The following is an 18099-nucleotide window of genomic DNA, read 5'->3' on the forward strand; positions in this document are numbered from 1 at the left end:
CTGCCTTGGTATATGGCGGGTGGAGTGCTGTGACACAAGCGGGCGGACCTTGGCCGAAACCTTGCACATCTATCTGCATTCGCCCCTGCGCGAGAATGCCGAGGCCGGGCAGATCAACATCTTCAACAGGATCGGGGCGGCGCTGCCCGGTTGGCGACTTAGATTCCACCCCGATACCGAGGCCGAGCGCCTGCTGGCACTGACGCGCGGCTATGGGCTGTTTCACATGCAGGAACCGCTTGGCCGCCGCATCCTCTGCCTGCGCCGAGCCTACCACTATCCGTTCTGGCGGATCGAGGCGACGAACGAACGCTGGAATTTCGATGTCGCACTGGCCGACCATGATCCCCGCTCCGTGCCGCAGTCCGAGGCGCGCGGGTTCCTGCGGCGTTGGCGGCCGAAGGTGTTCGGTGATGGGCCTGTGACGCGCGAGGGTTTCATCTTCATGCCGCTGCAAGGGCGACTGCGCGAACACCGCAGCTTCCAGACGATGAGCCCCCTGGCCATGATCGAGGCGACGCTTGGTGCCAGCGCCTTGCCGATCCGGGCCACCCTGCACCCGAAAGAGGTGTATGATGCGGCAGACATGACGGCGCTGAACCTGCTGGAACGGCGGTTTCCGCGGTTCCAGTTGGTCAAGGCCGACGCCCGCGACCTCTTGCGCGGTTGTGACCATGTGGTCACGCAGAACTCCGGCGTGGCCCTGACCGGATTCTTCGCCGGAAAGCAGGCTGTCCTGTTTGCCGGGATCGACTTTCACCACATCGCAGGTTCGGTGCCACGAGATGGTCTTTCGGCGGCGTTCGCCCGCATGGCAGCCCCGGATCCGGACTTTGCCGCTTACCTTTGGTGGTTCTTCAAGCAGAACACCATCAACGGGGGCGCGCCAGAGGCCGAAGCCCAGATCACCGCGCGCCTGCGCCGCCACGGCTGGCCGGCATGAAAAAAGGCGGCCCTGCCGGGCCGCCTCTGTCATCTGTCGGATGATGGTCGGACGACGTCAGATCGCCGTGCCGATCCAGTTGGCCAGCGCGGCCTTGGGCGCCGCGCCCACCTTGTTCGACACCACCTGACCGTTCTTGAACAGGAACAGCGCCGGAATGCCGCGCACGCCCAGTTCGGCCGGGCTGTCGGGGTTCTCGTCCACGTTGACCTTCACGATCTTCACACGGCCGGCATACTCGGTGGCAAGTTCCTCAAGCGCGGGGCCGATCTGGCGGCAGGGGCCGCACCACTCGGCCCAGAAGTCCACAACGACCGGAATATCCGACTGGCGGACTTCCTTGTCGAAGGTGGCGTCGGTCACGGCGACGGTCGCGGCACCCATGTCATATCTCCTGATCGGAATGTGTTGGCTCAAAAAGCTAGGCACCGCTCCGGCAAAGGTCAAGGTGTGCTGGCGCGCATCAAGGCCGCATTCACGGCGGCGGCATCAAGCGGCATCAGGCGCGCCGCGCGCGTCCAGAGAATTGCCACCTCGACGCGCCGCCCGGGATAGATCCGGCCGAGCGCATGGGCATAGGCCCCCATCTGCCGCAGAATTCCATCCGGAACCCCGGCGGCCGAGTCGGGGATCAGGCGGTTCGACTTGTAATCCACCGCAAGCACGTGATCGCGCCCGACAACCAGCCGGTCGATGGTGCCCGACAGGCGTCGCCCCTCCCAGTCTGCGGCAAACGGCACCTCGGCCAGCGTGCCGGGCGCGAAAAGCCGGGCCAGATCGGGTGCGTTCAGAACGGCCACCGCCTCGGGCAGCAGATCGTCCGCGTCGGCCTCAGGCATCAGGGCAGCGGCGACGCGGGGCCAGTCGGCGCGCGGCCAGAGCGGCAGATGCTCCAGCAGGCGGTGCAGTGCGGTCCCTCGCGCCTTGCCCGCCTCGTCATCGGGGTGGTCATGGTCCGTCGCCTCACCATGCAGAACCTTCGCCCCGCCCAATGCGGTGGGCGCCAAGGATCGAGGCCTGTGAAGCGCATCTGGCGCGGGCGTGACGGCCCAACCCGGCAAGGCATCGGCCGGCGCGATGGCATCGGGTGCTGCGGCGCCCAGGTCGGGCGGCCAATCGCCGTGCGACAGCCGAAACGTGTCGTCGGCCCTGGCGCGGGCGCCGGCGGCGATCATTCCGGCCTCGACGGTGCGATACCATACGGGTGCCGCGTCCTCGTTCCCGGTCTCGCCCGGGTCCTTGCCCAGGTTGCCCGCAGCCGCCACGATCAGCCAGCTTTGCGCCCGCGTCATCGCGACATAGAGCAGGCGCATGTCCTCGTCCGCATCCGCCTGACGGGCCGCTTCGGCGGCCTCGGCCAGCGCGGGTGGGCGATCGGCCGCGGCGACCTGCCAGACCGGGGTGCCATCCGGAAGGGCAGAGGGACCGGACAGGCTGTGCCCCCTGCGGGCGGCGGTATCCGGCAGGATGACCAGCGGCGCCTCAAGCCCCTTGGCGCCATGGATCGTCATCACGCGGATCGTGCCGCCACCCGAATCCAGCCGCCGCTTGACCTCGGCATCTTCGGCGCGCGACCAGACAAGAAAGCCGGTCAGGCTGGGCACGCCTTCGGTTTCATAGGCCAGCGACTGTGCGAGCAGGGCGTCGATGCCGTCTATTGCCTCGGCCCCCAGCCGCGCGACCAACCGCCGCCGCCCGTCATGCCGCGTCAGTGCGCGGTCGATCAGGTCATGCGGGCGCAGATAGTCGGCCTGCGCCATCAGATCCTGCAACATCGCCAGCGCGGGCGAGGGACCCCGTGCGCGCAATGCCTCCCACAGGGAAGCGGGCCGGCCGTGTGCGAGGCGGAATAGATCATCCTCGGACCACCCCATCAGCGGCGAGCGCAGCAAGGCCGCAAGCGACAGGTCATCATCCGGCAGGTCGATCACCGACAGCAGCGCCAGCAGATCTCGCACCGCCAGTTCGCCCCCCAGCTTCAGCCTGTCGGCACCGGCGACGGGCAACGCCTCGGCCTTCAGTGCGGCGATGATCTCGGCAAACAGTGCGGAACGGCGGCGCACCAGGATCATCACATCGCCGGGGGTCAGTCTGCGCGAGGTGTCGGGACGGTCGGCAACGGGAACCTGGCTGCCGCGGTCGAAAAGGTCGCGCAGGGCCCAGGCGATGCGCCGGGCCAGAACGCGGTCGTGGTGGTCGGCGCCGCGCGTGTCGACCGGATCATCCCAGGCGGGGGGCCTGTCGGCCGGGGTTTCCTCGACCGGGTCCCACAGATCGCATCGGCCCGGCATCGTGTCACGAAAGGCGATGTGGCGAAGACCGGGGTCCAGTATGTGCCCCGGTGCCGCGAAGGTGGCATCGACCAGGCGCAGCACCGCCGGGGAAGACCGGAAGGAGTGCGGCAGGTCGAGTTCCTGCAAACCGCGCCCGCTGTCGGCAAAGCCCTGTCGGAAATGCGCCTGCTTTTCCGAGAACGCCCGCAGATCGGCACCCTGAAAGGAATAGATCGACTGCTTTCGGTCACCCACCACGAACAGCGTGCGCGGCGCATCGGCCCGTGTGCCCCTTCCGGCGGTGAACTCCGCGGCAAGGGACTGGATAATATCCCATTGCGCGGGGCTGGTATCCTGCGCCTCGTCCACCAGGATATGATCGATCGCGCCATCCAGCCGCCAGAGCACCCAGGGCGCGACCGATGGGTCGGACAGCAAGCGCCGGGCCGACAGGATCAGATCATCGAAATCCAGCGCGCCCCGGGCCGCCTTGGCCTGCGCATAGGCAGGCAGGAAGGCGCGGGCGAAATGGTGGATCGCCTGCGACTTGCGGAACGCCTGCAAAGCCAGGCGGCGGGGGCGCGCATCGGCAATGCGCTGCGCCAGATCGTCAAGACCCTCGGCCAGATCGCCCAGTTGCTCCTTCGTTGACTTGGTTGCGATGTCCCGACCCTTGGGGCCAAAGGGGGCCTTGGCCTTGGCACCGAAAAGCATCACGCCCTCAAGCGCCTCAAGCGGGGCAAGACCGGGTGCAGACAGATCCAGCGTGCGCAGTTTCCACGCCGCCTTTGTGTCATTGGGCGATCCGCCTGCCATGACCTCGGCCACCGCCGCGACGAGTTCGGCATCCCCGTGCCGCAGGGCATCGCGGCGCAGGCGGTCGTCGCTGTCACCCGGGGAAACGCCAAGGCGGACAGACAGTGCCGCATCATCGGGGACGGCGGCGAAACCCGCGCGCTGGCCAGTGACAGCGGTGGCGAGCTTTGCCAGGTCGGCGCCCGGGAAGGTGGCGGCGAGCCGTGACATCGCGCCTCCGGGGTCGCGTTCGGCCAGATCGTCCAGGACCGCATCGACCATCAGGGCGGCGGCGCGATCCTCAAGCTCGCGGAAACCCGGGGATACCCCGGCCTCGAGCGGAAAGCGGCGCAGCAAGCCGGCGCAGAAACTGTGGATCGTCTGGATTCGAAGGCCGCCCGGCGTCTCGATCGCCTGTGCGAACAGGCGGCGGGCCTGCGCCAGATCGGCCGCTGCCCCACCCCCAAGACTTCCGAGCGCCGCGCGCAGGTCATCGTCGGGCAGCATGGCCCAGCCTCCCAGCCGCGCAAACAGCCGCACCTGCATCTCGGCCGCCGCCGCCTTGGTATAGGTCAGGCACAGAATGCCCTGGGGCGACACACCTGCCAGCAGCAGGCGCGCGACACGGTCGATAAGCACCTTTGTCTTGCCCGAACCGGCATTCGCCGAAACCCAGGTCGAGGCCGCGGGGTCCGAGGCCAGGGCCTGTCGCAGCGACGGGTTGTCGGCGGCGATCATTCCGGATCTCCCACCGGCAGGGCTTGCGCCCATTCCGTCATCTGCCACTCGCCGAAGCGCGCCAGATGGTCATAGTCGCCCGGGTGGTCGCGCCGCAGGACCGCGCGCCGCGATGCAAAACCCTTGCCCTCCGCCAGGTAGGCCCCGATCTGCCGATCCAGCCCGGCGCGTGTGTCATCCATCAGATCGGCCGTGATCGCGACGGTTTCGACCTTTGGTGTGGTGCCAAGCCCCAGATAGGTCACCCCCGCGACCGACCGCGGGCCGGAAAGTGCCGCGAACCCGCCATCCTCGGCAATCATCGCCGTCAGCAGCAGTTGCTTGTCAAAGTGCTTCTGCTGGTCGGCCGTCGGCGGCGCGCCCGTCTTGTAGTCGAAGATATGCACCGTGCCATCCGGCAGGATGTCGATCCGGTCGGGCCGCGCCGTCAGCCGGAAGGCATGTCCCGGCAAATGCGTGGCGCCCCGGGTTTCCACCACGACGGGCGTTCCACCGCTTGCCGCAAGAACGTCCACGGCCACGGGTGCCGCCCCTGCGATCCGCGCCAGCCACAACAGCCGCGCCGAAGGCCAGGGCACCCCGTCCCGCAGCACCGCATCGGCGGTGGCGATCAGCCGGGCAATCGCGGTGTCGCGGTCTTCGCCGCCATCCGGCGCTCCGATCGTGAACTGTTCCAGCGCCTTGTGCAGGATCGAGCCGCGCAGCCGGGCGTCGGCCTCGGCCCGCAGCGGATCCAGCGGGCGCAGCTTCAACACATGCGCCGCATAGACGGCATAAGGATCGCGGATCAGCGTTCGGATCGCCGTGACGGGAAGTTCGCGGGGCCGGGCTGAAAGCGGGGGTATCGGTGCCGGACGCGGGGCAGGCGGCACGACCTCGCCCGGGTCTTCGACACCGCGCACCAGCGAAAGCCAAGTGTCACCGCGCGCGCGCATCGCGGCAAGCGCCTGCGGCCCGCGCTGCCCTTCGCCCGAAAGGCCCTGCATCAGGTTGGTCAGCCTGTTCAGCCAGCGCGACGGCACGGTTTCTGCCTGGTCGTCGCGCCGCGCCCGCGTCATGATGACCTGCGGCGCACCCATCGCCTGCTGCCAGTCATGCGCCGCCAGCCCGATCTGCCGTTCCGGCAGCAACAGCCCCGCCGCCAACCGCATCGTGCGGTTCATCCATGGATCGGGTGCCGCCGCCTGTGGCCAGCCGCCCTCGTTCAGCCCGCCGAGGATCATCAGTTCGACGCCCTGAACCCGCGCCTCGCGTGGGCCCCATATCCGGATGCGCGGATGGGCCTCCGCACGGTCGCGTTCGATGCGGCCAAGCAGCACCCGGTCGAGCAGGCGAGCCAGATCGGCAGGTGCGACCGTTCCCCCGGCATCCGCCGCGTCGGTCAGTGCGGCCATGGCGGCACGGGTCTCGGCTCCGCCACCGGCCATCCAGACAGCGGCGGCAGACGGCGCAAGCCCCGGCCCCGTTGCCCACGCGCCCGCCTGAACCAGCAGGTCGGCCACCGCCTGCGGCAGGTCGCGCGGCGCCGGATCGACGGCGGACAGGCAGGCCGCCAGCCACACGCCCCACTCGGCCGCGCCGTCGATGTCAGCCGCGATCCGGATGGCATCGGCGGGACCCGGGTAGGCCGGGCCGTGGCGACGCAGAACCCGTTCCAGAGCGCGGGTGTTGCGCAGATGTGCCGCTCGCCCGTCCCCATCCCCGCCCGCCGCCGCAAGCGGATGCTTCAGCAGAGCCAGCAGCGACTCGACGGTGATGGGCGCGGCGGGCAGGGCGGCGATCATCCGCAGGAACCGCCCCGGAGCGGACAGGGAAAGGGGCCGCCCCGCACTGTCGTCCGGACGGATTCCCCAGCGGTCCAGTGCGGCGGTGACGCGGCGGGCCAGCGCCCGATCGGCAGTGATCAGTGCGGCGCTGCGCGTCGGATGTTCCGCGACCTCGCGCAGCATCAGCGCGATCGCCATCGCCTCGGCGCGGGGATCGGGCGCCTCGATCAGGGTGACACCGGCGGTCGCGGCGACAAGGTCGGGCAGCTTTTCGCCCTCGGCCCGCCAGCGGTCGGTCACCGGCGCAGGGCGCAGCGCCAGTGAGATCAGGCGGTTCCTGTCCGGCGCGGGCGGGTCAGCCGCCAGCCAGCGGCGCACTGCACCAGGACCGATACCAAGCCGATCGAACAGCCGACGATAGCGGAACTGGGGGTGATCCTCGGCAGCCAGGGCATCGGTCAGCCCGGTCCAGACGTCGGGCGGCATGTCGGGGTCGAACCCCGGCAGGATCAATGCCCCCTGCGGCAATGCGGCCACCGCCTCCATCAACCGCAGGGTCGTGCCGCGCGACCCGGTCGAACCCGCGACGATGACCGGCGTTTCAGGCGGTTCGGTGCGCCATCTCCATGCCAGCCGCTCTACCACCAGCCGCTGACGCGCCTCGGCATCCGGTGCCGCGCCCGGTCCGAAGAAGGGCGCCACGATCGCCATGAAATCGCGTGTCCGCTGCCAGTGGTCGGAATGGTCCGACACATCAAGCGCCGCGATGGTCTCGGGTGCCACGCCTTCGCCCTGCATCTCGTCCAGCAGGTCGCCCAGACTGTCGGCCAGGTCGTAGAGCGCCGAGCGGGGCGCCAGATCGGGCGCACGGTCAAGCAGACGCCCGATCAGTACCGACAGTTCCAGACGTCGGCGCAGCGGCGGGATGGACGGCGGCAGCCCGGGTTCGGCCGCATCGCGCCCGAGGTCAGTGACAAGCCCGACCTGCGGCAGAAGGATGTCGCCCTGCGAAGCGAGATGGCCGATGATGGCGTCGCGCATGCGGTCCGTGTTCACCAGAATGCGCACGCGGGCCCAGCCTTCCGGGGCCATGCCCGACAGCCTTTCGCGCAGACCCCGTGCCACCAGTGCCGGAAAATCCGCCCCGGGTGGCAGCGCGAACAGCCGTGGCCCGGGTTCAGCGAACATCGGTGCCCCGCAACAGCGATTCCGCCTCGGCTATGCCCTCGGGGCGACCGACGTCGCACCACGCGCCGCGATGGACCCGGCCGAACGCGCGGCCTTCGCCGATCATCCTGTCCCATATCCGGTTCAGCGAGAACGCGGCATCGGGAATCGATGACAGTCCGGCGGGATCGATGATCTGCGCACCCAGATAGCGATAGCCCGGTGCACCCCTTGCCCGCGCCAGACGGCCATCGGCCGACATCAGGAAATCGCCCGGGTCGGCGGGCAGCAACGACAGCAGCGCCCCCATCCGCCCGCCGTCCCATCCCCTTTGAAGTGCGGACAAAGGGTTCTCGCCGGTGAATATGCCATCTGAGTTGAGCGTGAAGACCGGCCCCGGCCCCAGCAGTGGCAGCGCCGCGCGCAGCCCGCCGCCGGTGTCGAGGATCGCCTCGCGCTCCCATGACAGCGAAACTGGCCGGCCTTCCAGATGCGCGGCGATCTGATCGCCCCGGTAGTGCAGGTTCACCACGATGGGGTCTGCGCCCGCCGCATCGGCAAGGCCGAGCGCATGGTCGATCAGCGGCCGACCCGCCACCGGGATCAGCGGTTTCGGTCGATCGGCGGTCAGCCGCCCCATCCGGGTGCCGAACCCGGCGGCGAACAGCATCAGCGCGCGGGGCATGACTGGGCGATCCGGGCCAGGATGGTTGGGGTGGGTGGCGGCAACAGCCGCGCGCATTCGGCGTTCAGCCGGGCAAGCGCGGGATGCGCGAGATTCTGCATCAGATGCCCCCAGACGCGCGGCATCAGCGGCAGGTATCCCGACTTGCCCGCCGTCACCGCCAGACGCGCAAAGACCCCGATGATCCGCAAGGCCCGCTGCACGCCCAGCGCCGCGTAGGCGGCTTCGAAACCGGCGCCACCGCCATGTGCCGCGCGGAATCGGGCGACCATCGCCGCTTCGATCCCGGGCGCCGGGTCACGCCGCGCGTCCTGCAGCAGCGACACCAGGTCATAGGCAGGCTGGCCCATCTGCCCCAGCTGGAAATCCAGAAGCCCCACGGCCGCCACACCCGGGCGGTCCTTCAGCCACAGCAGGTTCTCGGCATGATAGTCGCGCAGGATCAGGACGCGCGGGCCATCCGCATGGGTCGCCAGAGCCTCGCCCAGAAGCGCGGCGAGGTTCTGGCGTGGCGGCGCCGATCCGGTGGCCGCCGCCGCATAGACATCGACGGCGAGCATCGCGGCCTCGGCCCAGTCCTGCGCCGGGAGATCCGGCAGGCCCGGAGGGGCGGGGTTGGCCTGCAGGTGGATCAGCACATCTGTCGCCGCGGCGTAGAGTGCCGGTTCCCGCTCTGGCTCGGTGGCGGCCAGCCGTGCGAACAGACTGTCCCCCAGGTCTTCGAGCAGCAGGAAACCATCTTCCAGATCGGCGGCCAGCACGCGCGGCGGCGACAGGCCGATGGCGGACAGATGCGCGCCGATGGCGACGAAGGCCGCAGGGTCGTCGGCCTGCCCGGGCGGTGAATCCATCAGCACCGCCGTCTCCATGCCGCGCGTCAGCCGCCTGTAGCTGCGTGCGGAGGCGTCGCCTGCCAGTGGCTGCCATCTGGCATCACCCCACCCGGCGGCATCCAGAAACCGCCGGGCGGCGGCATCGCGTGGGTGCGGCGGATCAGCAGGCATCGCGTGTGCCGTCAAGGGCGGACACCATGGCGCTCAGCGCCGCGATCCGGCCGGGCACCCCCCCGCGAAGCAGCACCGACCGCCCCTCGCCTTTAGGGGTCAGCCGCAGGTGCAGCGTGTCGGCCGGCAGGCGGCTGCCCATCCGGTCTGGCCACTCGATCAGGCAGAGCCGCCGCCCCAGTGCGTCATCGAGGCCAAGTTCCGCAGTGTCGTCCGGGTGGCCAAGGCGATAAAGATCGGCGTGCCAGATCGCATCGGGATCATCCAGTGGTCCGTAGGTTTGGACCAGCGTGAAACTCGGCGAAGGGACATCCTCTTGGCCAGCCAAACGTGCGCGGATCAGCGCGCGGGCAAGATGCGTCTTGCCTGCACCGATCGGCCCTTCCAGTGCCACGGTGTCGCCCGCACACAGGACATGCGCCATCGCGCGCCCAAGCCGATCCGTGGCGGCATCGTCGGGCAGATAGAGCGTCAGGTCGAGCGCACTGGGCATGGCTGGGAACGGCCGGGCTGCGGATAGGGGCATCCCCGGACATTACCGGGCTCGCCCGCCGCGACAAGCCGAAAGGCGGCAATCCCTGTCGGCGCCGGTCGGGGGTCCCCGATTGCTGCCTTCCGTCCTTGCTTCGCCCCTTCAGGCGCTGCGGCGCCCGCTGGCGAACTGCGGCGCGGGTTCGTCTGGCAGGGTCGCGGCATGGTGCGGGGCGGCCGCATCGTCGCGGAACACGATCAGCGTGGCACCCCCTGCAAGCCGCGCAAAGCGGCACGCGATGCGGCGCCCGTCGGTCAGCCGCACGTCGTCGGCCCAGGCCGAAAGCGGACCCATGGCGGCAATGAAATCCTCTGCGCGATCCCAGACGGTGGTGGGTGCCGAGCGGTTGCGCCAGTGTTCGCAAAGCGCTGCGGCCGCGGCCGTGCCTTCCAGAGTGGCGCCGGGATCGTGACCCCATAGCCGACTGTAGGCCGCATTCGACATGACGAGCGCACCGGCCTGCGAGAACACCGCGATCCCCTCGTCCATCGTGTCGATGACCGCCTGGCCCAGTTCCAGATCGGCACGATAGCGGCGGGTGCGTGTCATCTCGGTCGAGATGTCTTCGAACATCAGGGCCAGTGCCCCGTTCGGATGCGGGCGCCCGGTGACACGGTAGGACTGGCCCGAGGGCAGGTTCCAGATCTCCTCGTACAGGCCGGTTGCGGCGGCATCTTCCATTTCGGTCATCTGGCGGCGCCAGTTCCGATAATCCCGGGGTTCGGGGATCATCGAACGGTCGCGCAACGCATCGAAGAATGCGGCGAGCGATGGCCGGGCAGTCAGGAAGTCGGGCGGCAGACCCGTCAGGTCCAGCAGCGCAGGATTGAACAGGGCAAGGTTTCGCGCCTCGTCAAAGATCGCCAGTCCGGTGCGCAGATGCGCGAAGGTCTTTGTCAGCGTCTGCATGAAGGATCGCAGCGACATTTCCGCCTGAACCGCGCCATCGGCGGGAAGTGCGTGCACGATCCGGCCGTCACCGTCCGGCACGACGACGAGTTCGTACCAGTGCCCCGACTTGCCGTCGGAATCGGAGAGCCTCTGTCGCTGGTCCCGCGCGCCCTGCAGCGCGGCGAGACGGTCGAACAGCCGGGGCAGCGGCCACTCAAGCTCGGCCCCGGGTGGCAGGCGCTGCAGCGCAAGGTCAAGATAGTTGGCGTTTCCCCAGACCACGGCGCCATCGGCATCCTCGCGCCAGATCGGCACCGGCAGCGTCGATGTCGCGCGACGCAGAAGATCAAGCTCCTCCTGCATGCCGCTTTCGGCCAGCGAACCGGCCGTCTCATCCCCTTGAACCAGCGAGATGCGGGTCAACCCGCCACGCAGTTCTGCGGTCAGGGTAAGTGACGCATCCCCGCCCGTTCCGGTCAACACGATCCGCCCCTCTGACGGCAGGCGCGCGATGGTTTCGGCAAAGCCGGGAAAGCGCGGGTGCAGCCATGCGCCCAGCCTTGTCCAGGCGCTGCCCGTGCGAAGCGGGCTGCGCTGCACCAGACCCCGTGCCACCGGCGTTGCATCGACCAGCGCCTCGCCATCGAACAGGAAGGTGACGGCCCCGGCGGGTTCGGCAAAGATGCCCGCGAGGACGGGCGGGCGCATCCGTGCCTGCATTGCGGCGAGCGCCAGGACGCCGAGGGCAGCGGCCATGATCGCCGTCACGACAAGGCCTGCGGCAAGAAAGGGATCGAACGTCATCGCACACCCGGGCTGTCCACCTGACTGCAACCTTGTCGCGAACAGGTTAACGGCGCATTAAGCCAGAAGCTGACGAAACGTCGCCTCAGATTGCGTTCGGACGGTTCTCGCCCAGCGATCCCTCATCCTGGAGCACGATGTCGCGTGCGCGCCAGGCGACCTGGACGATGGCGCCGCCGCGCTCGGGGCGCTCGGCGGGGGTCAGGAACGGGTCGGAGGCATTGGCGAAGGATACCTCGGCGCCGGTGCGTTCCAGCAGCGTCTTTGCGATGAACAGGCCCAGGCCCATGCCCTCGTACTCCGGACGCTGTGCGCCATCCTGCGGCCCGCGACGCTGCCGGAGGAACGGATCGCCGATCCGGCCGATCAGATGCGGCGGGTACCCCTCGCCATCGTCCACGATCGTCACGGACACCTTCTGCGGCGTCCATGTCGCATCGACCCATACGGAGGACCGTGCGAAATCGACCGCGTTCTGGATCAGGTTGCGCAGCCCGTGGATAAGCTCGGGGCGCCGCAGGATCACCGGCTGGCGGTCCGGCGCACCACCCTCGGGGGCAAGATCGAAATGCACGGTGCGGCCGCGTTCCAGATGCGGCTCTGCCGCCTCGCGCAGCACCGCTCCGAGGGGCGCGCGGCGCAGGTGCAGGTCGTCCTTGCCCGCCCGCCCCATTGATCGCAGGATGTCGCGGCAACGGTCGGCCTGGTCCCGGATCAGCTGGGCATCCTCGCGCAGCGTCGGGCGGTCCGCCAGTTCCTCGATCAGTTCGGCGCTGACAAGCTTTATCGTGGCCAGCGGCGTGCCGAGTTCATGTGCGGCGGCTGCGACGACGCCGCCCAGGTCGGTCAGCTTCTGTTCCCGCGCCAGCGCCATCTGGGTTGCCAGCAAGGCCTCCGACATCACGCGGATCTCGTCGGCGACGCGATGCGAATAAAGCCCGAGAAACAGGATCCCGATCAGGATCGACAGCCAGAAACCGAACTCGAACAGCGGCGGCACGACCAGCACGCTGCCATCGGCAAAGCGAAGCGGGATGTTGGCAAAGGCCGTCAGCGTGACCAGGCAGATCGCCGTCAGCCCCAGCAGGATCGTCGTGCGCAACTGCAGCGCCGAAGCCGAGATGACCACGGGCGCAAGGATCAGCAGGGCGAACGGATTGGTCAGCCCGCCGGTCAGGTATAGAAGGAATGACAATTGCGCGAGGTCGAACAGCAGCACAAGCATGGCCTCGACCTCGGTCAGGCGCTTGTTCTCGGGAAACACGAAGATCGAGATGAGATTGGCAACGATCGCCGCGCCGACCACAAGAAAGCACATGCCCAGCGGCAGTTGCAGCCCGTAGTAGCGATGCGCCACGGTGATCGCCATCAGCTGGCCGCAGATCGCCAGCCAGCGCAGCAGGATGAGCGTGCGCAGGCGGACGCTGCCCTGTCCGGTGTCGAAGGTTCGGAAGCCCCGGCTGGGTGAAAGCATCGCATTGCCCCCGGCTGCGGGATCACGTAACCGCAATGCATGCTATGGCGCCCGGTCGGCCGGTTCAATGGCGCCTGGAAGGTGGAGAACTGGAATGGCGCGTGTCTGGGCAATGGCGGCGGTGGTGGCGGTGGCGGGGGGTCTCGGGGCGACCGCCTGGAAGATATACTCCGATCGCATGGCCGATCCTTTCGCGGCATGTCGCGGCGGACAGGTCGCGGGCGGCGCCATTGGCGGACCCTTCGCCCTGACCGATCAGGCTGGTCGTCAGGTGACCGAGGCCGAGGTGATCACCAGGCCGTCGCTGGTCTATTTCGGCTACACGTTCTGCCCCGATGTCTGCCCGCTGGACAACCAGCGCAATGCCGAGGCGGTGGACATCCTGGAAGAGATGGGAATCGAGGCAATCCCGGTCTTCATCTCGATCGACCCCAAGCGCGATACGCCCGAGGTATTGGCGGACTATGCCGCCAACATGCACCCCCGGATGATCGCCCTGACCGGCACCGACGATCAGGTTCGGGCCGCGTCGCAGGCATACAAGACCTATTTCAAGGTGCAGGACCCGGCCGAGGAATTCTATCTGATCGACCATTCCACCTTCACCTACCTGATGACGCCGGATCGCGGTTTCGTCGACTTCTTCAAGCGCGAGGTCACGCCGGACCAGATGGCAGAGCGCGTCGCCTGCTTCCTGAATGCCGGCTAGGCCAAAGCCGCCCGCCTGACCGCCCCGTTTGACTGCGGCGTGGCAGGTGCCTAGGTTCATTTGCACGTATCGCGCAGCAGGAGAGAAGCATGGCAGAGGATGCCGCCGCAGAACTGGGTCCGGATCGCAGCCTTCTGCTTGTGGACGATGACGAACCCTTCCTGAAACGCCTTGCGAGGGCGATGGAAAAGCGCGGCTTCCTTCCCGAGACGGCCGACAGCGTCGCGGCCGGCCGGGCAATTGCCCAGGCCCGTCCCCCCGCCTATGCGGTGGTCGACCTGCGACTGGAGGATGGCAACGGGCTCGACGTGGTGGAGATGCTGCGCGAGCGACGGCCGGATTGCCGGATTGTGGTGCTGACGGGATACGGGGCGATTGCGACGGCGGTCGCCGCCGTCAAGATCGGCGCCATCGACTACCTTTCGAAACCTGCGGATGCGAACGAGGTCACCAACGCGCTCCTGTCGCGGGGCGACGCGCTTCCGGCGCCGCCGGACAATCCGATGTCTGCAGACCGGGTCCGATGGGAGCACATCCAGCGGGTCTATGAAATGTGCGACCGCAACGTTTCGGAAACCGCGCGCCGACTGAACATGCATCGCCGTACGCTTCAGCGGATTCTGGCCAAACGCAGCCCCCGTTGAATTGACCAGTCCTTTTCGACGTCTTGAATGCCACTATACGAACGTATACCGTGTATGCAATTCAATGAAAGAAGGACGGGACTATGGAAATCAACCTCAACGACCTGTCACTGAAGGAGCTCAAGGACCTTCAGTCCCAGGTGGCGCGCGCGATTTCGAGCTTTGAGGACCGGCGCAAGAAAGCCGCGCTTGTCGAGCTTGAGGAAAAGGCGCGGGAACTGGGGTTCAATCTGGCAGAACTCGCCACGCTGACGACGGCCCGGGGCAAGACTGTTTCTGCTCCCAAATTCGCGAACCCGGCAAACCCTGCCGATACCTGGACAGGACGTGGCCGCAAGCCCCGCTGGTTCAGCGAGGCGCTCGCCGCAGGCAAGCAGCCGGGCGACATGGCGATCTGAGCCCGGTCAGGCCTGGCGGGAAAGCCACGCCAGGAAGGCCCGCGCAGGGGCGCGGGGTGGGCCTGGCGGCGTGACGACGAAATAGGCCGGCAGGCGGTCGCGGCTTTCGTGAACCAGTACCAGTCGGCCTTCGCGTACGTCGTCCTCGACCAGCGCTGCGCTTTCGACGACCAGACCAAGCCCTTGCCGCGCCGCGGCGAGGGCAAGCGACTCGTCGGATATCTCGGTGGCCGACAACAGCGCGGGCTCGAGCCCCAGGCTGCGCAGATAGTCGTCCTGTTCCAGCCAGCCGCGCGACAGGATCCAGTCCATGTCCGCCAGCCGATCCTGCCCGATCGGAACCTCGCCGACAACTGCAGGGGCCGCGGCAACCACCAGCCGGGCGGCGGCAAGATAACGGGCCGTCACGCCGGGCCAGTTGCCCTGCCCATAGCGGATACCCAGGTCCATGCCGTCGCGGCGCAGGTCGACCACACGGTTGTCGGGATGCAGCGACAGGCCGATATCGGGGTGCAGCGCCCAGAAATCCCGCAGGCGCGGCATCAGCCACTGCGCGGCGAAGGCCGTGGTCAGCGTGATGCGCACCGGGCGGTCGGCGCCGCCTGCCCGCAACCCCTCGACAGCGGACTGGATCGCACCAAAGCCCTCCTCCAGCGCCTGCGCCAGACGCGCGCCGTCCGCGGTCAGCGCCATGCGCCGCCCCTCGCGCAGCACCAGCGGCACCGCCAGATGATCCTCCAGCGCGCGAACCTGCTGCGCCACCGCCGCATGCGTGACGTTCAGGATGCGTGCGGCGGCGGAAAAGCCGCCGGATTGCGCGACAGCCTGAAAGGCGCGCAACGCGGTCAGCGGTGGCAGGTGTCGCCAGTCGATGGGCATGTGTTAGCCAGTCTTACAGATCGGAAAAATTCCTGATTCGGATATCGTCGTGTTTAAGGGCAATACTGTCCCCATCCGATCAATGGAGGAACAGGAAATGTTGCATATACTCGCCCAGGTGATGATGATCGCCACCCGCCAGCTGCCGCCCCCTGCCCTGCATGGGCAGGACCGGTCCATCCGCGATGACGAGAATCGCCGCAAGGCGTGGTCGATGCTCGGCGGGATCAGGTTCTGATCGTGCAGGCATCCAGCAAGGCGGTGTGCCGCGCAACGTAGTCCGCCCGCACCTCTGCGGGCGGGCGCAACCGTATCTCCAGCCCGGCCACCAGGGCACTGTCCTGTCGTCCGAACAGCCGGTCAGCCTCATCCCGCGAAAACCCCGCGATCTGCACCGCCTCGAGCCAGGCCGAAACCCGGTCTGCCGACTTGATGGCCCGCTTCACCGCCAGCGGCAGCACCGCGGGCAGGCCGAACCGCAGATGAACCGCCGCCGACAGCCGCTCATCCAGCGCGCCATAGCCCGGGCCAACCGCTGCCTTTACCGGGCTGATCATGTCCCCGATCACATACTCCGGGGCATCATGCAGCAGCGCGGCCAGCCGCCAGCGCGGCCCTTCCGCAGGGTTGCGGCGCGCAAAGATCTGTTCGACCAGCAACGAATGTTCCGCCACCGAATAGGGCCAGTCGCCCCGCGTCTGCCCGTTCCAGCGCGCGACGAAGGCCAGGCCATGCGCGATGTCCTCGACCTCGATATCGACCGGTGTCGGGTCCAGCAGATCCAGCCTGCGGCCCGACAGCATCCGTTGCCACGCGCGGGGTTGTTTCATCGCATCCTCCAGGCCGGGACGTTATCCGCTGCGCTGCCGCATTGTCGAGACGGGGTCCCCGTGCTAAGTGCCCCCCGATAACTTTGCAGGGACAAGCCATGGCCACCGATTACGCCGTCAAAGACATCGCGCTCGCCGATTTCGGCCGCAAGGAGCTGATGATTGCCGAGACCGAGATGCCTGGGCTGATGGCCTGCCGTGAGGAGTTCGGCGCGGCAAAGCCCCTCAAGGGTGCGCGCATCGCGGGTTCGCTGCACATGACCATCCAGACCGGTGTGCTGATCGAGACACTGGCGGCGCTTGGCGCCGAGGTCCGCTGGGCGTCGTGCAACATCTTCTCCACCCAGGATCACGCGGCGGCGGCCATCGCGGCCGCAGGCGTTCCCGTCTTTGCCCACAAGGGCGAGACGCTTGAGGATTACTGGACCTTCACTGACCGGATCTTCCAGTTCGGCGGCGAAGGCGGCACCTGCAACATGATCCTGGACGATGGCGGCGATGCAACGCTGTACATCCTTCTGGGCGCGCGGGTCGAGGCAGGCGAAACCGACCTGATCGAGGTGCCGACCAGCGACGAAGAGGTCTGCCTGTTCAACCAGATCAAGAAGCGTCTTGCGGCCTCGCCCGGCTGGTTCACCCGGCAGCGCGATGCGATCAAGGGTGTCTCGGAGGAAACCACCACCGGCGTCCACCGCCTGTACGAACTGCACAAGAAGGGCCTGCTGCCCTTCCCGGCGATCAACGTCAACGATAGCGTCACGAAGTCGAAGTTCGACAACAAGTACGGCTGCAAGGAATCGCTGGTCGACGGCATCCGCCGCGCCACCGACACGATGATGGCCGGCAAGGTCGCGGTCGTCTGCGGCTATGGCGACGTGGGCAAGGGCTCGGCGGCCAGCCTGCGCGGTGCGGGCGCCCGCGTGAAGGTGACCGAGGTCGATCCGATCTGCGCCCTTCAGGCGGCGATGGATGGCTATGAGGTCACGCTGCTGGAGGATGAGGTCGCCTCGGCCGACATCTTCATCACCACCACCGGCAACAAGGACGTGATCCGCATCGAGCACATGCGCGCGATGAAGGACATGGCGATCGTCGGAAACATCGGCCACTTCGACAACGAAATCCAGGTTGCCGCGCTCAAGAACCACAAGTGGACCAACGTGAAAGACCAGGTTGACCTGATCGAGATGCCCTCGGGCAACCGGATCATCCTGCTGTCCGAAGGGCGCCTTTTGAACCTCGGCAACGCCACCGGCCACCCCTCCTTCGTGATGTCGGCCAGCTTCACCAACCAGGTTCTTGCCCAGATCGAGCTGTGGACCAAGGGGCAGGACTACGCCCCAGGTGTCTACATCCTGCCGAAGGCCCTGGATGAAAAGGTCGCCCGCCTGCACCTCAAGAAGATCGGCGTGAAGCTGACCGAGCTGAAGCCCGAACAGGCGGCCTACATCGGCGTGAAACCCGAGGGTCCGTTCAAGAGCGATCACTATCGCTATTGATCCGAACCCGGCGATACTGCCCAAAATCCGCCGCAATCCGGCCCGATTGGTTCCATTGCGTCAACAAT

At 67.8% G+C, this 18099-nt stretch carries 16 protein-coding genes; 6 read left to right on the plus strand and 10 right to left on the minus strand.

Going from position 1 to position 18099, the window contains the following annotated elements; genetic code table 11:
- Positions 1-49 precede the first annotated feature (49 nt).
- Entirely contained in the window at positions 50-943 is an 894-nt protein-coding gene (locus tag KF887_02070; protein QYK41949.1) for a hypothetical protein, read from the plus strand.
- A 57-nt stretch (positions 944-1000) separates the two neighbouring features.
- On the opposite strand, the gene trxA is transcribed toward KF887_02070, so the two are convergent.
- The 8 genes from trxA to KF887_02110 all read right to left on the minus strand — a co-directional run bounded on the left by trxA (position 1001) and on the right by KF887_02110 (position 13072).
- Positions 1001-1327 (minus strand): thioredoxin, encoded by a 327-nt coding sequence (gene trxA, locus KF887_02075; protein ID QYK41950.1) that lies wholly within the window; start codon positions 1325-1327, stop codon positions 1001-1003.
- Positions 1328-1386: 59 nt separating this feature from the next.
- Positions 1387-4749, minus strand: coding sequence for a double-strand break repair helicase AddA (gene addA / locus KF887_02080; protein ID QYK41951.1), 3363 nt, complete (start codon positions 4747-4749; stop codon positions 1387-1389).
- Positions 4746-7703 carry a double-strand break repair protein AddB gene (addB, locus tag KF887_02085; GenBank protein QYK41952.1) on the minus strand — a complete coding sequence of 986 codons (2958 nt, stop codon included), beginning with the start codon at positions 7701-7703 and terminating at the stop codon, positions 4746-4748. The genes addA and addB overlap by 4 nt, the downstream gene beginning before the upstream one ends.
- Positions 7693-8367 carry a nucleotidyltransferase family protein gene (locus tag KF887_02090; GenBank protein QYK41953.1) on the minus strand — a complete coding sequence of 225 codons (675 nt, stop codon included), beginning with the start codon at positions 8365-8367 and terminating at the stop codon, positions 7693-7695. The genes addB and KF887_02090 overlap by 11 nt, the downstream gene beginning before the upstream one ends.
- Positions 8352-9371 (minus strand): phosphotransferase, encoded by a 1020-nt coding sequence (locus KF887_02095; GenBank protein ID QYK41954.1) that lies wholly within the window; start codon positions 9369-9371, stop codon positions 8352-8354. Before KF887_02095 ends, KF887_02090 begins: the two co-directional genes overlap by 16 nt.
- The gene (gene tsaE, locus KF887_02100; GenBank protein ID QYK41955.1) at positions 9361-9864 is read right to left on the minus strand and encodes a tRNA (adenosine(37)-N6)-threonylcarbamoyltransferase complex ATPase subunit type 1 TsaE; all 504 of its coding nucleotides are present in this window, start codon (positions 9862-9864) and stop codon (positions 9361-9363) included. Before tsaE ends, KF887_02095 begins: the two co-directional genes overlap by 11 nt.
- A 141-nt stretch (positions 9865-10005) precedes the next feature.
- Positions 10006-11598, minus strand: a complete 1593-nt coding sequence (locus KF887_02105; protein ID QYK41956.1) for a PAS-domain containing protein — start codon at positions 11596-11598, stop codon at positions 10006-10008.
- Between the two features lie 85 nt (positions 11599-11683).
- Positions 11684-13072: an ActS/PrrB/RegB family redox-sensitive histidine kinase gene (locus tag KF887_02110; protein ID QYK41957.1), complete on the minus strand. Its 1389-nt coding sequence runs from the start codon at positions 13070-13072 to the stop codon at positions 11684-11686.
- A gap of 94 nt (positions 13073-13166) precedes the next feature.
- On the opposite strand from KF887_02110, the gene KF887_02115 reads away from it, so the two are divergent.
- From KF887_02115 to KF887_02125, 3 genes are all read left to right on the plus strand, one after another.
- Positions 13167-13781, plus strand: coding sequence for an SCO family protein (locus KF887_02115; protein ID QYK41958.1), 615 nt, complete (start codon positions 13167-13169; stop codon positions 13779-13781).
- A gap of 89 nt (positions 13782-13870) precedes the next feature.
- Entirely contained in the window at positions 13871-14425 is a 555-nt protein-coding gene (locus KF887_02120; protein ID QYK41959.1) for an ActR/PrrA/RegA family redox response regulator transcription factor, read from the plus strand.
- An 83-nt stretch (positions 14426-14508) separates the two neighbouring features.
- Positions 14509-14823, plus strand: a complete 315-nt coding sequence (locus tag KF887_02125) for an H-NS histone family protein (GenBank protein ID QYK41960.1) — start codon at positions 14509-14511, stop codon at positions 14821-14823.
- Between the two features lie 6 nt (positions 14824-14829).
- Here KF887_02125 and KF887_02130 read toward each other — a convergent pair whose 3' ends face one another.
- Entirely contained in the window at positions 14830-15702 is an 873-nt protein-coding gene (locus KF887_02130) for a LysR family transcriptional regulator (GenBank protein QYK41961.1), read from the minus strand.
- Between the two features lie 97 nt (positions 15703-15799).
- On the opposite strand from KF887_02130, the gene KF887_02135 reads away from it, so the two are divergent.
- The gene (locus KF887_02135) at positions 15800-15940 is read left to right on the plus strand and encodes a hypothetical protein (protein QYK41962.1); all 141 of its coding nucleotides are present in this window, start codon (positions 15800-15802) and stop codon (positions 15938-15940) included.
- On the opposite strand, the gene KF887_02140 is transcribed toward KF887_02135, so the two are convergent.
- Entirely contained in the window at positions 15930-16532 is a 603-nt protein-coding gene (locus tag KF887_02140) for an HD family hydrolase (GenBank protein QYK41963.1), read from the minus strand. The two genes, KF887_02135 and KF887_02140, sit on opposite strands and share 11 nt — an antisense overlap.
- Before the next feature lie 98 nt (positions 16533-16630).
- Here KF887_02140 and ahcY point away from each other — a divergent pair, with 98 nt between their 5' ends.
- Positions 16631-18031 carry an adenosylhomocysteinase gene (gene ahcY, locus KF887_02145; protein QYK41964.1) on the plus strand — a complete coding sequence of 467 codons (1401 nt, stop codon included), beginning with the start codon at positions 16631-16633 and terminating at the stop codon, positions 18029-18031.
- Positions 18032-18099: the final 68 nt, after the last annotated feature.

Source organism: Paracoccaceae bacterium (genome assembly GCA_019454225.1).
GTDB lineage: Bacteria > Pseudomonadota > Alphaproteobacteria > Rhodobacterales > Rhodobacteraceae.

What these genes read in the sequence shown, in the direction of transcription:
- trxA (QYK41950.1), bottom strand. Translation starts at nt 1,327, where the DNA reads ATGGGTGCCGCGACCGTCGCCGTGACCGACGCCACCTTCGACAAGGAA.
- addA (QYK41951.1), bottom strand. Translation starts at nt 4,749, where the DNA reads ATGATCGCCGCCGACAACCCGTCGCTGCGACAGGCCCTGGCCTCGGAC.
- addB (QYK41952.1), bottom strand. Translation starts at nt 7,703, where the DNA reads ATGTTCGCTGAACCCGGGCCACGGCTGTTCGCGCTGCCACCCGGGGCG.
- KF887_02090 (QYK41953.1), bottom strand. Translation starts at nt 8,367, where the DNA reads ATGCCCCGCGCGCTGATGCTGTTCGCCGCCGGGTTCGGCACCCGGATG.
- KF887_02095 (QYK41954.1), bottom strand. Translation starts at nt 9,371, where the DNA reads ATGCCTGCTGATCCGCCGCACCCACGCGATGCCGCCGCCCGGCGGTTT.
- tsaE (QYK41955.1), bottom strand. Translation starts at nt 9,864, where the DNA reads ATGCCCAGTGCGCTCGACCTGACGCTCTATCTGCCCGACGATGCCGCC.
- KF887_02105 (QYK41956.1), bottom strand. Translation starts at nt 11,598, where the DNA reads ATGACGTTCGATCCCTTTCTTGCCGCAGGCCTTGTCGTGACGGCGATC.
- KF887_02110 (QYK41957.1), bottom strand. Translation starts at nt 13,072, where the DNA reads ATGCTTTCACCCAGCCGGGGCTTCCGAACCTTCGACACCGGACAGGGC.
- KF887_02115 (QYK41958.1), top strand. Translation starts at nt 13,167, where the DNA reads ATGGCGCGTGTCTGGGCAATGGCGGCGGTGGTGGCGGTGGCGGGGGGT.
- KF887_02120 (QYK41959.1), top strand. Translation starts at nt 13,871, where the DNA reads ATGGCAGAGGATGCCGCCGCAGAACTGGGTCCGGATCGCAGCCTTCTG.
- KF887_02125 (QYK41960.1), top strand. Translation starts at nt 14,509, where the DNA reads ATGGAAATCAACCTCAACGACCTGTCACTGAAGGAGCTCAAGGACCTT.
- KF887_02130 (QYK41961.1), bottom strand. Translation starts at nt 15,702, where the DNA reads ATGCCCATCGACTGGCGACACCTGCCACCGCTGACCGCGTTGCGCGCC.
- KF887_02135 (QYK41962.1), top strand. Translation starts at nt 15,800, where the DNA reads ATGTTGCATATACTCGCCCAGGTGATGATGATCGCCACCCGCCAGCTG.
- KF887_02140 (QYK41963.1), bottom strand. Translation starts at nt 16,532, where the DNA reads ATGAAACAACCCCGCGCGTGGCAACGGATGCTGTCGGGCCGCAGGCTG.
- ahcY (QYK41964.1), top strand. Translation starts at nt 16,631, where the DNA reads ATGGCCACCGATTACGCCGTCAAAGACATCGCGCTCGCCGATTTCGGC.